The sequence below is a fragment of the Thermodesulfovibrio sp. Kuro-1 genome, assembly GCF_006538445.1.
Classification (GTDB): domain Bacteria; phylum Nitrospirota; class Thermodesulfovibrionia; order Thermodesulfovibrionales; family Thermodesulfovibrionaceae; genus Thermodesulfovibrio; species Thermodesulfovibrio yellowstonii.
Genome location: NZ_BJKS01000001.1, coordinates 32,785 through 47,824 on the forward strand (window position 1 = coordinate 32,785; position 15,040 = coordinate 47,824).

Annotated in this window: 12 protein-coding genes; 2 read left to right on the plus strand and 10 right to left on the minus strand. The window is 32.5% G+C overall.

Going from position 1 to position 15,040, the window contains the following annotated elements; genetic code table 11:
* Window position 1 precedes the first annotated feature (1 nt).
* Genes FLY87_RS00170 through FLY87_RS00185 form a run of 4 tightly spaced genes read right to left on the minus strand, consistent with a single transcriptional unit; the run spans window position 2 to window position 3,302 of the window.
* Entirely contained in the window at window positions 2-865 is an 864-nt protein-coding gene (locus tag FLY87_RS00170; RefSeq protein ID WP_141266052.1) for an ABC transporter permease, read from the minus strand.
* Window positions 837-1,508: a cell division ATP-binding protein FtsE gene (ftsE, locus tag FLY87_RS00175; RefSeq protein ID WP_012544942.1), complete on the minus strand. Its 672-nt coding sequence runs from the start codon at window positions 1,506-1,508 to the stop codon at window positions 837-839. Before ftsE ends, FLY87_RS00170 begins: the two co-directional genes overlap by 29 nt.
* Complete coding sequence (locus FLY87_RS00180) at window positions 1,505-2,488, minus strand: transketolase family protein (protein ID WP_141266053.1); 984 nt, start codon at window positions 2,486-2,488, stop codon at window positions 1,505-1,507. The genes ftsE and FLY87_RS00180 overlap by 4 nt, the downstream gene beginning before the upstream one ends.
* On the minus strand, window positions 2,475-3,302 hold the full coding sequence (locus FLY87_RS00185) for a transketolase (protein ID WP_181405951.1): 828 nt from the start codon (window positions 3,300-3,302) through the stop codon (window positions 2,475-2,477). Before FLY87_RS00185 ends, FLY87_RS00180 begins: the two co-directional genes overlap by 14 nt.
* An 80-nt stretch (window positions 3,303-3,382) precedes the next feature.
* Between FLY87_RS00185 and polA the strand changes: the two genes are divergently transcribed.
* Window positions 3,383-5,899, plus strand: a complete 2,517-nt coding sequence (gene polA / locus FLY87_RS00190) for a DNA polymerase I (RefSeq protein WP_012545544.1) — start codon at window positions 3,383-3,385, stop codon at window positions 5,897-5,899.
* 12 nt (window positions 5,900-5,911) lie between these two features.
* On the opposite strand, the gene FLY87_RS00195 is transcribed toward polA, so the two are convergent.
* The 6 genes from FLY87_RS00195 to galT are packed head-to-tail and all read right to left on the minus strand — an operon-like array spanning window position 5,912 to window position 13,965.
* Entirely contained in the window at window positions 5,912-7,225 is a 1,314-nt protein-coding gene (locus FLY87_RS00195; protein ID WP_028842826.1) for a pitrilysin family protein, read from the minus strand.
* Window positions 7,222-8,517, minus strand: coding sequence for a pitrilysin family protein (locus FLY87_RS00200; protein ID WP_012545053.1), 1,296 nt, complete (start codon window positions 8,515-8,517; stop codon window positions 7,222-7,224). The genes FLY87_RS00195 and FLY87_RS00200 overlap by 4 nt, the downstream gene beginning before the upstream one ends.
* A complete protein-coding gene (locus tag FLY87_RS00205; RefSeq protein WP_012546385.1) occupies window positions 8,514-8,873 on the minus strand; it encodes a response regulator in 360 nt (119 codons plus the stop codon). Before FLY87_RS00205 ends, FLY87_RS00200 begins: the two co-directional genes overlap by 4 nt.
* Window positions 8,854-11,508: a PAS domain S-box protein gene (locus tag FLY87_RS00210; protein ID WP_141266054.1), complete on the minus strand. Its 2,655-nt coding sequence runs from the start codon at window positions 11,506-11,508 to the stop codon at window positions 8,854-8,856. Before FLY87_RS00210 ends, FLY87_RS00205 begins: the two co-directional genes overlap by 20 nt.
* The gene (gene glgA / locus FLY87_RS00215) at window positions 11,477-12,970 is read right to left on the minus strand and encodes a glycogen synthase GlgA (RefSeq protein WP_012546609.1); all 1,494 of its coding nucleotides are present in this window, start codon (window positions 12,968-12,970) and stop codon (window positions 11,477-11,479) included. Before glgA ends, FLY87_RS00210 begins: the two co-directional genes overlap by 32 nt.
* Complete coding sequence (galT, locus tag FLY87_RS00220; RefSeq protein WP_012546259.1) at window positions 12,967-13,965, minus strand: galactose-1-phosphate uridylyltransferase; 999 nt, start codon at window positions 13,963-13,965, stop codon at window positions 12,967-12,969. The genes glgA and galT overlap by 4 nt, the downstream gene beginning before the upstream one ends.
* Window positions 13,966-14,018: 53 nt before the next feature.
* Here galT and FLY87_RS00225 point away from each other — a divergent pair, with 53 nt between their 5' ends.
* The gene (locus tag FLY87_RS00225; RefSeq protein WP_012546428.1) at window positions 14,019-15,038 is read left to right on the plus strand and encodes a ribonuclease Z; all 1,020 of its coding nucleotides are present in this window, start codon (window positions 14,019-14,021) and stop codon (window positions 15,036-15,038) included.
* Window positions 15,039-15,040 lie beyond the last annotated feature (2 nt).

A 15,040-nucleotide genomic window follows, 5' to 3' on the forward strand; every position in this document is an offset into this window, starting at 1 on the left:
TTTATTGATACTTTATCTTACCAAGTGCAAAAAATGAAGAAATTATACCAAGAAACACACCCAAAACAGGTAATAGCCCAAAAATCTCAACAGGAAACTCTATCTGAGTAACTGCAGGTAAAAATTCTGAAAAACTTTTTGAATGTAAAACAAAGTATACCAAACAGATTAAAATACCTGCGAAAATAGTTCCTCCGAGTCCTATAATTCCACCTTCAACTAAAAATGGAAATCTTATATAGGAAGGAGTTGCACCAAGAAGTTTTAAAATCTCAATTTCCTCAGTTTTTTTCCAGTAAAAACTTTTTACAGTGGCATAGATTATAAACAAAATTGCAATTGAAATAAGACAGAATCCTGCAATAGCAAGATTCCATAAAGTTACTCTTATTGTTTTTAAACCCACTATAATTTTAGCAGGATAATAAACATCATCAACAATTTGCATTTTTTTTATATTTTTCGTAATCTGTTCAATATTTTGAAGACTTTCCTCTTTTATAAAAGCTTCTATTGTATCAGATAGAGGATTATATCCGATAAGCTCTATAAGTGCAGGATCAATAAGATTTTTCATTTCTTTTATAGCTTCATCCTTTGAAATATATTGAATACGAGAAAAAACTCCCATTTTTTTAAGTTGTTCAATCATTGAAGAAATTTCAGTTCTGCCCGTGTCATCTTTTAAATAAATAACTATAGCAGCTTTTGTTGAGAGCTTTTTCGTAAAAATTTCAACATTATACAGGAGCAAAAAAAATCCTGTAAAAATAAAAAAACATATGCCTATACTGATTATGGATAAAAGAGTTGACCATCTATTAAACCATAGTCCTTTAATTGCTGAATGAAGATGCATCTTCATGGATTTTTCCCTCTTTCAAAGTTAAAACTCTATATTGTTTATTTCTAAAAAAATCTGAATTATGGGTTGCAATTACAACAGTGCATCCTTTGGTATTTATTCTTTTAAAAAGAGCAATAACATCCTGTGATGCTTCGGGGTCCAGATTTCCAGTGGGTTCATCCGCAAGGACAATCTGAGGATTTGTTATAATCGCTCTTGCTATCGCAATTTTTTGCTGTTCTCCACCTGAAAGGGTTTTAACAATGCTGTCTGCTTTGTGCCTGAGAGCAACATCTTTGAGTGCATCCATAACTTTTTGTTTTATATCTTTTTCCTTCTCTCCAATAACTCTCAAAGGAAGAGCTACATTATCAAATACTGTTAAATCCTGTCTTAATCTAAAATCCTGAAAAACAAAGGTAACAGCTCTTCTTAACTGTGGTATTTCTCTTTGCTTTATGTTAGAGAGTTCAAAATTTGCAACTTTTATTTCACCTTCATCTGGAAATTCACTTCCAAAAATTAATTTAAGAAGTGTGGTTTTTCCAGCTCCAGAAGGGCCTGTTATGAATACCAGTTGCCCTTTTTCTATATTAAACGAAACATTTTGTAGGACTGCTATTCCACTGTAATATTTATAAACTCCCTGAAATGTTATCATTTTTTAAAAAATTCTCTGACTGTATGAATGATATTTTCAGATGTAAGTCCATAAAATTTAAGCAATTCTTTCCAAGAACCTGAGCAACCAAATGTATCTTTTATCCCAATTCTTTTTATAGGAACAGGATGATTTTCACAGACAAATTCAGCCACAGCAGAACCAAGTCCGCCAATTATAGAATGTTCTTCTGCTGTCACAATCAATTTTGAAGATTTAGCAATTTTCAATAATGCTTCTACATCAATAGGCTTCACTGAAGAAAAATTTGCAACCCCAGCATCAATTCCTTCTTTATTTAAAATCTCTGAAGCTTTTAATGCTTCTGCGACCATTAATCCATTGGCTATTATATTGACATCTTTGCCAAGTTTGAAAATATGAGCCTTACCAATCTCAAACCTATAGTCTTCAGGCATTACCGGTGAAACTTTTGCTCTTCCGAGCCTGATATAAACAGGTCCATAATATTCTGTAGCCGAAACTATGACCTGTGCAGTCTCATATGCGTCTGCTGGAACAATAACAGTCATGCCAGGTATAACTCTCATAAGTGCAACATCCTCAAGTGCCTGATGTGTTGCTCCATCCTCTCCTACTGTAATCCCTCCATGTGTAGCAACAATTTTTACATTAGCATTTGAATAGCAAACAGTCTGTCTAATCTGTTCCCATGCTCTTCCTGTAGCAAATATTGCAAATGTTGATGCAAACGGAATTTTACCTGTAAGAGCCAATCCTGCAGCTACACCAATCATATCCTGCTCAGAAATTCCCATATTGAAAAACCTATCTGGAAAAGTTTTTGCAAACTTTGCGGTTTTTGTGGAACAGCTTAAGTCCGCATCAAGAACAACAATATTAGGATTTTTCTTTCCCATTTCAACAAGTGTGATACCATAAACATCTCTTGTTGCCATTTCTTTTGAATAGAATTCAGACAGTTCATTTAATGCACATGTGCATTCATTTTTTCCCATTTTTTAACTCCTTAAGAGCGATTTCAAGCTCCTCCTGTGTTGGAGCAACTCCATGATATTGAACTTTTCCTTCAAATATTGAAACCCCTTTACCTTTAACAGTGTTTGCTATAATCATTGTTGGTTTTCCTTTTGTTTTTTCAGCTTCCTCAAAGGCATCAACAATTTCCTGCATATTGTGACCATCAATTGTAAACACATTCCAACCAAAAGCAATAAATTTATCTTCTATTGGCTTAATATTCATTACATCAGAGCAATGTCCATCAATCTGCAGATTATTATGGTCTACTACTGCACATAGATTATCTATTTTATAGTGAGAAGCTGTCATCGCAGCTTCCCAGACTTGTCCTTCTTGAAGTTCTCCATCTCCTAAAAGGCAGTAAACTCTTGAGTTTATCCCGCTAAGTCTTAGCCCTAAAGCCATTCCACATGCAACAGATAGTCCCTGTCCAAGTGAACCTGTAGAAACCTCAACACCTGGTAAATTCTTACAACAGGGATGTCCCTGTAAAGGTGAGCCAAGTTTTCTTAAGCTATTAAGCAAGGATTTATCAAAATAACCAGAAAGAGCCAATGCTGCATAAAGAACAGGTGCAGCATGTCCTTTTGAAAGAACAAATCTATCGCGTTCTTTCCATTGAGGATTTTTTGGATTGTGCTTCATCTTGTAAAAATATAGAGCAGTTACAATATCCGTAGCTGAGAGACTTCCTCCTGTATGTCCAGAACCTGCATTCGTCAACATTTTAACAATTTCAATTCTTATTTGTCTTGCTTTCTCTTCTAAAAATTCTATATCTACCACCATTCCACCTCAAATTTTTAATTAATTTTTTAATTATAAATCAAAATCATAAAAAAAGACATCTCGTATGGTATTCTAAAAATATGCATGAAATTTATTTAGTTGATGGAAGCTGTTTTATTTACAGAGCCTATCATGCCATAAAAGGATTAAGCACATCTCGGGGTATTCCAACGAATGCTATTTATGGATTTACAAGGATGCTTCTTAAACTTCTCAGGGAAAAAAATGTCAAATATATACTATGCGCCTTTGACAGCCCTCATCCAACAAAAAGACACAAAATCTATGAAGAATACAAAATAACAAGACCCGAGACACCCAAGGACTTGCCAGTTCAGATTGATTATATAAAACAGATTATTGATGCTCTTGGTATTACAAGAATAGAGGTTCCAGGATATGAAGCAGATGATATAATAGCTACCGCAGTTGGGGTTATTAATCAGTTTGCACCTTTGAACTTTATAATAATTAGCATTGACAAGGATATGCTTCAGCTTGTTTCTGATAATGTAAAGATTTATGACCCTATTAATGAACTTATTATTGATAGAGAATATGTGATAAAAAAATATGGAGTTCCACCTGAAAAACTTAATGATTTTATGGCTCTGGTTGGTGACGCAATTGATAACATACCAGGAGTCAAAGGAATCGGAGAGAAAACAGCTGCAAATCTTATAAAAAGATACGGCTCTATTGAAAATATATTAAAAAATCTTGATATTATAAAACCTTTAAAAGTATCGGACATTATAAAGAAAAATATTAAATCTCTTCAGCTTAGTAAGGAACTTGTAATATTGAGAAAGGATACGCCGATTGAGATTAAACTTGATGACTTGAAAATAAAACAACAGGATAGAGAAAAACTTGTTCAGATTTTCAGAGAGCTTGAATTTAACACGCTTCTAAAGCAGATAATAAAAGATTTTCCAAACCATTCGTCTTGTTCAGTCCTTCAACTCAACTTGGCGTCAGAAAATAGAAGAAATACTATTGAACTAATTGAAAAAATAAAGGAATATGGAAAATTTTCAGTAACATTTAATAAAGACAGCATAATTGCAGGCGTTAATGGAACTCTTTACGAGATAGCTTTTAATGATACAAGAGTTAATGAGATTTTATCCTCTGAAATATTAAAAATTATATATAATGCAAAGGAGGCATTAAAAAAGCTTAAGAATTCGGGACTTAAACTTTCACCTCCTTACTTTGATCTTATGATAGTTGCATATCTTATAAATCCAAATAGAGGCAAATATAATATTGATGAACTTATCCTTGAATACACTGGAAAGTTTTACGAAAACGCTGAAAATATAAATTTTTACATGTTTGAACTTTATGAGAAATTAAATAAAGAACTAAAAGAAAAAGAGCTTGAAAATCTTTATTTTGATATTGAAATGCCTCTCATAGAAGTCCTTTTTGATATGGAGGAAACAGGTATAAAGGTTAATATTGAAAAACTTGAAACTCTTACCAAACATATATCTATGGAACTTGATAAAATTAAAGAAAAAATTTACACAATTGCAGGCACAGAATTCAACATTAACTCACCAAAACAGCTTGCAGAAGTTTTATATGACAGACTGGGACTTAAAACCAGAAAAAGAGGTAAAAAAGCCCGTTCAACAGAAATGGAAGTACTTGAAGAACTTGCTATTCAACATGAACTGCCTCATGAAGTAATTAATTATCGGACTCTTAATAAACTTTTAACAGGTTATTTGATTCCACTAAGAGACTATATAAATCCTGAAACCAAAAGAATTCATACAAAATGGTCTCAAACTGTAGCAGGAACAGGAAGAATAGTAAGCAGTGAGCCAAACTTACAGAATATCCCTGTAAAAGGTGAATGGGCAGAGTTTTTAAGAGAAGTTTTTATTCCTGAAAATGGATATATGTTCCTCAGCGCTGATTATTCTCAAATAGAGTTAAGACTTTTAGCACACATGAGTGAAGACCCTGCTTTAATCAAAGCATTTTTGGATGGGAAAGATATTCATACTGCTACAGCATCTGAAATTTTTTCAATACCTGAGAACGCTGTTACAGATGAACATAGAAGAATTGCAAAAACTGTAAACTTTGGTATCTCTTATGGAATAAGTCCATTCGGACTTTCTGAGTCAATTAAAATTCCATATGAGAAAGCCGAAGAACTAATTGAACTTTATTTTTTAAGATATCCAATGGTTAGGAAATTCATTGAGGAAACAATCAGTTTTGCCCAAAAAAATGGTTATGTAAGAACACTTTTTGGAAGAATTCGTCCCCTTCCAGAAATTAACAGTCCAAATCAATTCCTGAGAATGCAGTCAGAAAGAATGGCAGTAAATGCAAGAGTTCAAGGAACAGCAGCAGATATTATAAAAATTGCAATGATAAGAATATATAATCGCTTAAAAAAAGAAAAACTAAATGCAAAAATCATACTTCAGATTCATGATGAAATTGTGCTTGAAGTTGAACAAAAAGTTATTGAAAAAGTAAGTGAAATTGTTCAAAATGAAATGAAAGATTTTTCCCTTTCAGTTCCTCTTGAAGTTAATGTATTCTCAGGCAATAGTTTGAATTTATAAAAATGTAAAATTTCAATCTTTTCCTACAACTACAACAATATATGAGTCAGTATTGAGAATTCTTCGGGCAACCTTTTTAATATCTTCCATTGTTACTTTTTCAATATATTCCGAATATTTATTTATATAGTCATCTCCAAGTCCGTAAAAATCTATAACTGGTAGAAATTCACTTATTTTTTTCATCGTATCAATTCTCAATGGAAAACTTCCTGAAAGAAATGCTTTTGCCTCTTTCATTTCCTCAGAAGTTACTGCCTTTTCTTTCATTTTTTTTAGTTCTTCCATAATCAATTTTATGACATTCTGAGTATTCTCATTTTTTGTCTTTACTTCTATATAAAAAGCTCCAGGGAAAAGATATGGATAAAATGTACTGTAAATTGAATAAGCAAGCCCTCGTTCCTCTCTAACCTGTTTTGCAAGTCTTGATGTAAGCCCTCCTCCGCCAAGAATGTAGTTCATTATACTTAAGGCATAAAAATCAGTATCCTTTCTTGAAATTCCTTCAAATCCAAGAACTATGGTTGATTGAGTTAAATCATCTCTTTTTATAAAAATTTTTAAAGGCTCATTCCTTTTAACAAATAAAGGAGGATTTATATTTCGTGTTATCGTATTACCATGCCACATTGTAATAGGATTTTCAATTAAATTTTTCAATTCATTTTCATCTATATATCCAACAACTGAAAAAATCATATTGTTAGGACTGTAGTATTTGTTATAGAAATTCAATATATCCTGCCTTGTTATATTTTTGAGTCCCTCAGGTTCGCCTTCAACTGCTCTTCCATAAGGATGCTGCCCAAAAAGTTCCTTAAGAAAAGTTTTATGAGCTATGAACGAAGGGTCTTGTTCCATCTGTTTTAATGATTTTTCAACTCTGGAAACCTCTTTTTTTATTTCTTCCTCAGGGAACACAGGATTTATAAGAATATCAAAAAATAGATTTAACGCTTCTTTTAAGTGCCTCTTGGTAGTGCTCAGAGTTAGTATTGTATAGTCATGAGTAACTTTTTTATCAATTGATATTGCTAAAAAATCAATCTCATCTTCAATCTGCGTTGCAGTGCGTGTTTTTGTTCCATGAGTAAGCAAACGAGCTGTAAGATAAGCAATTGAAGGTTTTGCTTCATCAAGAGGAGAAGCAGGAATTAAAACAGACACATAGACAATGGGAATATTATCACGATAAAGATATTTAATTTTTGCTCCGTTTTGTAATTTAAATGTTTTAAAATCCATCCTCTCAGCTCCTGCAATAGAATTAAAAAATAAAACAATGAAACAAAAAACTGCAAAGAAAATATTCACTCTGTTCATTTTGGTAGAAGTTCTCCTACTGTTAAATTGTCAAAATTAAAGTATTTTTTAGCTACTTTCTGAACATCATCTGCTGTCACTTTCATTATATCTTCTCTGTATCTGTCAATCATTTTCCAACTTCCAAGAATCTCAAATTTGCCTATATAAAGAGCATGTCCAAAAACAGAATCCTGACTAAAAAGGAAAGAAGCCTCTACCTGATTTCTTGCTTTTTCAATTTCTATGTCAGAAGGAGCTTCGTTTTTTATTTTTTCAATCTCTTCTTTTACAATTTTTTCCACTTCATTAATTTTACCCACGTCTTTTACTGATACAACAATAAAAAATAAAAATCCATCCCTGCTTAATGCTGAATTACCTGTTGAGACATCAACTGCTAAAGCAGTTTCATTTACAAGCTTTCTGTAAAGTCTTGAGCTTTTACCTTCTCCAAGTATTGTGCTCAAAACCTCAAGATAAAGACTATCTCTATTAGGATAAGCAGGAACCTTATAAGCCATTACAAGCATTGGCAGATGAGTTTGTCTTTTCAGGATAACTCTCTTTTCTCCGTATTGCTTTGGTTCATAAAGAATCTTTCTGGAAGGAACATCACAAGAAGAAATATTTTCAAATTTTTCTTTTATTTTTTCTCTGACTTCGGTTACTTTTATATCTCCTGCAACAATAATAAATGCATTATGAGGGCAGTAATACTTATGATAATAATTTTTTATGTCATTAAGAGTAATAGTTTGAATGTCCTCGCTCCAGCCAATCACAGGCTTGCGATATGGATGTTGTTTGAAGGCTATTCCAAGAACTTCTTCAATTATAAGACTTTCAGGATCATCTTCATATCGCTGTCTGCGTTCTTCAAGAACAATCTTTTTTTCAAGTTCAAAATCTTCAAGATTAAATAGCAAATTTGCCATTCTGTCAGATTCAAGGTCAATTGATGTTTGAAGCTTTGAAGGAGAAAGTTTTTGAAAATAAACAGTATAATCCTTTGTTGTAAAGGCATTATCAATTCCACCCTGTGATTGAACTATTTTTGAGAAAACATTGCCTGGGTAATTTTTACTTCCCCTGAACATTAAATGTTCAAGAAGATGACTTATCCCTGATTTGCCTTCTGGCTCATCTATAGCTCCAACTTTATACCATACCTGAAAAGTTGCAACAGGCGATGAATGGTCTTCAATATATATCACCTTCAGACCATTGTTTAAGACTTCTTCCTTAATCTCAGAGAATCCCATAAATGGAAATATTAAAATAAAAATCAAAGATAATACAAGATGTTTCATTTTATTCCAAATTTTTCTGCAATTTCTTTAATCGTCTCCTTCAAAGGAGTCAAATCAGATGATTTAACAACATAGGCATCTGATGCCCATATGGAAAAATCATCTCTGTAATCATAAGCAGTAAGCATTATTACAGGAATATTAGGATTTTTCTGCTTTAACTGTCTTAGAACTTGAATTCCATCAATGTCTGGCATCATTATATCAAGTGTTACTATATCTGGATTCTGAGTTTCAAAAAGTTCAATAGCTTCTTTGCCTGAGTTTGCTGTAATAACTTCATATCCTTCATCTTCAAGCTCAGCTTTATAAAGCATCAATATGTTTTTTTCATCATCAACCACCAAAATCTTCATTCTCTCCTCCTTCTTTATGTAATGGCAAATAAACTCTGAATATTGTTCCTTTATTAATTTCGCTTTCTACTTTGATTATACCACCATGCTCCTCAACAATTCTTTTTGAGATAGCAAGCCCTAATCCTGTTCCACTAATTTTTGTTGTAAAAAATGGGTCAAAAATTCTTTTCAGATTTTCTTTCTGTATTCCGCATCCTGTATCTTCAACTTCAATTAAAAGATACTCTTTTTGGATATCGGGTATTTCTACTGGTAGTTTATCTGCTTTTTCTATTTTTAGTGTTATTAATCCATCTTTTGTTGCTTCATTTGCATTAGAAATCAAGTTCAAAAGCACTTCTTTCAATTTATCATAATTACCAGGCACTGAAAAATCTTCTTTAACTATGACTTTAAATTCGTTATTATTCTCTTTTAAGGTGGACTCAACAAAATTAATCACGTTATCCACAAGCCCCTTAATTTTAAATGATTCCTTGCCGATTGGATAAGGTTTTACAAAGCTTAAAATTTCATTTAAAATTCTTTCAAGTCTTTTTACTTCCTCAATTATGACTTTTATATACTCCTTAGACTTTTCCTCTTTCAAGTCTTTATCAAGTCTTTTTGCAAAACCACCAATTGCAAGCAAAGGATTTCTTATCTCATGAGCAACCTTTGCTGCCATTTCTCCAAGAGCTGCCATTTTCTCCATTGATATGATTTTTTCTTTTAAGTTTCTGAGTTCTGTTATATTTTTTGCTACATTGATGGTTCCTATAACATTATTGTTTTTATCAAATATTGGAGAGCTTGATATGAGATAAACCCCTTCAAGATAATTTTCTTCAAGTTCTCCAACCTGAGGTCTGCCTGTTTCAATGGCTTTTCTATGTGGACACTCCTGTAATGGGGAATTAGTTCTGTGAATGAGTTTAAAACATTTCTTGCCAACTACTTCATTTTCCTTTAGTCCAATTGCATTTAGAAATGAGTGATTTACTTTTTTGATTGTATAATTTTCGTCAGTGTAATAAATTAGGTCTGTTATTGAATTGAAAAGCATTTCAAGCTCTTTTTCTGCCTTTTCTATTTTGTCAAATATCCAAGCATTCTCTATTGCACCTGCTACTTGGTCAGCAAATCCCTTTAAAAAATGGATATCCTGTTCAGTAATCGGTTTTCTTGTATACAAATTGTCAACCCAGACCGCTCCTATTGCTTTGTCCTTTGAAAAAAGCGGGATTACAGCATAAGCAAAACTTCCAAGTTGCTGAATTATCACTGGGTCTGCTTCTTCTTTGTGAACATCTTTGATATTAAAAATTTTCCCTTCTTTTACAGCTCTCACAATTGGCGTGTTGTCACTCAAAGGAATTGAAATATTCCTGCAAAGTCTTTCAAGGAAACTATCTTGTTCAAACTCTCTTTTATTCAATTCATCAAGAACTTCAAAGAGAGTTTTCTTTTCCCTTGCCATACTTGACCATATCTGCCATGCTTCTTCGTAACTTGAAGGACCTACAGCCATAACTCCTTTTAAAACATTATTTTCCTCATCTACAAGAAAAAGAACTGCCCTGTTAAAGCCGAGTCCTTCACCCATTGTAATTACTGTAAGTATCATTCTTAAAAGTTTATTGAGGTCTAAGGTGCTTCTTACAGCAGAGCTTATAAAAAGAATTTTTGTAAGTTCTTCATTTCTTCTTATTAAGTCTCTTTCAAGTCTTTTCTTTTCTGTAATATCTCTTATTATTCGGCTGACACCTATTATTTCTCCATTTGAGCTTTTTATAGGCGACATAGTAAGGCTTACCTCTACGAGTTTGCCCTCTTTGGTTACCATTATTGTTTCTATGTCTTTTAAGATTTCATCATTCTTAATCCTTTCAAAATATATTTTTTCCATTTCTCGTAAAAAATCAGGGATAATAGGCAGAGGTTTTTCAATAACTTCTTCATTTGTATAACCAAAAATATTCTCTGCACCTTTATTCCACGCTGTTACAATATTATCCATATCAGTAGCTATAATAGCATCAGCAGAACTCTGAATAAGGCTCTCAAGATAACTTTTGAGTTCCTCAATTTGAGCCATTACTTTCATAGTGTGAATTTCTCTTTCTCTTAACTCATTAAATTTTAAAGATTTAAGAATGATTAGAGAGGCAATTGCTGAAAAAAGTTCTCCAATTGCTACGTCTTCTTCATCAAATTCACCAAAATTTTTTTCAGAAACAGTTAAATTCTTTGTAGCTGTGTCATCAGAAAAATATTTTTGCATTTTATTGTAAACAGCAATTGTTCCAATATTTTCTTCTTTTATCTTTAATGGGATACATATTGCTGAATAAGCAGGAATGTCAAGTTGTTTTCCTTCAAGTTGAGCTTTATTAAATGTTTTTACTTTACCTTCTTTTAAAACTTCGCCACATATTCCTTCATCAGATTTCAGGATAGTTTTGTCTGAGCTAATGTTATAGGTGGCAGTAATATGTAAATATCCGTTTTTGATAAGTCTTATAATCCCTCCCTGAGCATTCATTAATTCACAAACATAATAGATAAGTCTTTCAAGCAGAATATCAATATCTTCATATATCTCAAGGAGTTTTAATAATTCAAATAGTGCCTGTCTTTCTTTCTCTTTCACCTATCAGTCCTCTGTATAGTTCAATATATTTTTTGCTGGAATTACTCCAGGAAAAATCTCTTTTCATAGCTTCACGAATCATCTCCAAAAATTTCTGTTTATTGTTATATATTTCAATAAAACGAGAAATTGCATGAGTTAAAGCACTACTACTGTATTCACTAAAAAGAAAACCTGTTACCTTGTCTTCAACTGTGTCTGAAAGACCACCTGTTTTTCTGCATATAGGAATAGTTCCATATCGCATGGCAATAAGTTGGCTCAAACCACATGGCTCATATCTTGATGGAACAAGTAAGCTATCTGCACCTGCATATATTTTATGAGCTAAAGCTTCATCAAATCCAATAAATGCAAATACCTTTGAAGGATAACTGTTTTGAAGTTCTCTAATTTTGTGCTCATAATAACTCTCTCCAGTTCCTTCAAATATAAAACTTATTCCATTTTTAATTAAATTCGGCATTGCATCAACAACTATATCTATGCCCTTTTGATAAACCATTCGCCCTATAAATGCAATGATGGGATCTTGTAAAGAAGAGTTTATCCCTGCAAGGGCTATCAAATCTTCTTTATTTTTCTGTTTATCATTGATGTTTTGTAAACCATACTTTTTAGCAATAAACGGGTCTTCTTCAGGATTCCATATTTTATAATCAATGCCATTTATTATACCTACAAGATTTTCTTTTCTTTTCCGCAAGACTCCATCAAGTCCTGCTCCATAATCTGGAGTTAATATTTCCTTTGCATAGGTAGGACTTACAGTAGTAATAATATCTGCATTGAAAAGACCCCCTTTAAGAAAATTTACCATCCCATAAAATTCAAGTCCGTCTATATGAAACATCTCCTGTCCAAAACCTGTCAGTTCAAGTTTCTCGCGAGGGAATATCCCCTGATATCCAAGATTATGAACTGTAAGGACGGTTTTTGTTTTTTCAAAGCATGAACATTCTCTGTAAAGCGTTTTTAAATAAAGAGGAATTAAAGCTGTATGCCAGTCATGGCAATGAATAACATCAAAATTTAAATTCATAATTTTGCATATTTCAAGAACTGCTCTTGAAAAAAATACAAATCTTTCAGCATTATCAAGATACTCACCATGGTTTGTTCCATAAAGTTCGTTTCTATCAAAAAAATTATTATGTTCAATAAAAAATAAGTTTCCTTTTTTGGAAGGCTCAATAATTAAATTATCATCAGAGTCAACAGAAACCTTTGCAACTCTTACAGCACCAAAAAGAGTGTTTAAACCGATAGGAGCGCCATAAACTATTTCAGCATTTACTACGGAATTGGAAAAATTATCTCTTGTTATTTTATAAAATGGAAGAAAAAGGGTAACATCAATACCTGCTTTAATAAACTCTTTAAAGAGTGAACCCACTACATCACCAAGTCCTCCTGTTTTTGAAAAAGGATAGGCTTCTGCAGAAACAAGAGCTAATTTCATATTTTAGCCTCCCGCATAAACTTAGCAGCTTCTTCGGGCGGAGTTGGATTTATAAAAAATCCTGAACCCCATTCAAATCCTGCTGTCTTTGTAAGTTTTGGAATTATCTCAATATGCCAGTGATAGTATTCATTTATCTCATCCTGAAAGGGAGAAGTGTGAATTACATAGTTATATGGAGGAGTTTCAAGAACTGCATCCAGCTTTTTAAGAGTTGTCTGAAGGGTTTCTGCAAGAAGGCTAAAGCTTTTTTCTCTTGGTTCAAAACGGGATTCGTGTCTTTTGGGTAATATCCATGTTTCAAATGGTTCTCTTGGTGCAAATGGTGCTAAAACAATATAAGCATCATTTTGATAAATTATTCTTTTTTCAAACTCAAGTTCCTGCGCTATTATGTCACAGAATATACATCTGTCTCTTAATTCAAAATATCTTTTAGCTGAATTCATTTCATCTTTTACAATATGAGGAATAATTGGTAAAGCAATTAACTGGCTATGAGTATGTTCAATTGATGCACCTGCTGCTTCACCTTCATTTTTAAAAACAAGAACATATTTAAAACGAACATCTTTTTTAAGGTCTGTAATTCTAAAATAGTAAGCCCATAAAACATCTTCAACTGCTTTAAGTGACATTGTAGAAAGAGACAAAAGATGGTCAGGTGTTTCTATAATTACCTCATGAGCACCGATACCGTTCATCTTATCATAAATCCCTTCACCTCTTTTGTTAAGTTCTCCATGAATCTGCAATGCAGGAAATTTATTCGGAACCACCCTTAATGTCCAGCCAGGTGTATTTGGAGCTGTATTTGGTGGTCTGAAAGCAATTATTTCCTGTGGTGCTGTATATTCATTACCTGGACAAAAAGGACAGAATCCTTTAATTTTTCTTTTTTGACTTACGGATGCAAAATCAGAAGGTCTTTTACCTCTTTCAACTGCAATAATAACCCATCTTCCAGATATAGGATCTCTTCTCAGTTCTGACATGTTGTCCTCCAAATTAATAAAATCTATAGTTAATTTTGTATAATTATACCATTGTGGCAAGACTTTTTCATTATAGAGTTATAAACAATGCCTTTGGAGACCCTTGTGTTTTTTTGCGACTTCTTAGAGAAAGAAGAGCCTTCCTGTTTGATGTAGGAGATATAAGAAAAATTCCATTTAATGAAATTCTTAAAGTAAGTGATATCTTCGTTACCCATACTCATATTGACCACTTCATAGGATTTGACCAAGTTATACGAGCTGTTTTAAGAAGACAGGAACCTCTTAGAGTTTTTGGACCTAAAAACCTCATTGAATGCGTTCATGGAAAGCTTAAAGGATATACATGGAATCTTGTTGCTGATTATCCCCTTCAGATTGAAGCCTATGCTATTACAGAAAATAGGCTTAAAAGAGCAAAATTTGTAGCTTCAAATAGTTTTAAAATTGAAAAACTAAAAGATTTGTCAATAAAAGATAATATAATAGTTCAAGAGCCTTTGTTTAAAGTTAAAGCAATTGAGCTTTCTCATGGCATACCTGTTATTGCCTATTCCATAGAAGAAGATTTTCATATAAATATCAACAAAGTAGAACTTCAAAATTCAGGATTTCAGATAGGACCATGGCTTGGAGAGTTAAAAAAATTAATAAAACAGAATTATGAATATGAACCAATAAAAATGCTTGAACCCAAAAATAAATCTTCAAATATCATAGTAGAAACTCCAAAGGGAAAGTTTAAAATTGAAGAACTTTTTTCTCTTTTAAAAATTACAAAGGGTGAGAAAATTTCCTATGTCATGGATGTCTCTCCTACAGAAGAAAATATTGAAAAAATAGTTGAATTTGTAAAAGGCTCTGATATCCTTTTCTGTGAAGCATATTTCCTTAATAAAGACAAAGACAGAGCACTTGAAAGAAATCATCTAACAGCAGCAGTTGCAGGAACAATTGCCAGAGAAGCAAAGGTTGAAGAGCTTGTAATACTTCACATTTCTCCCAAATATATTGAAAATCCTCAAGAGATTTATAAAGAGGTGGAACTATCAAGATCAGGCGTTTTACTGTAAAA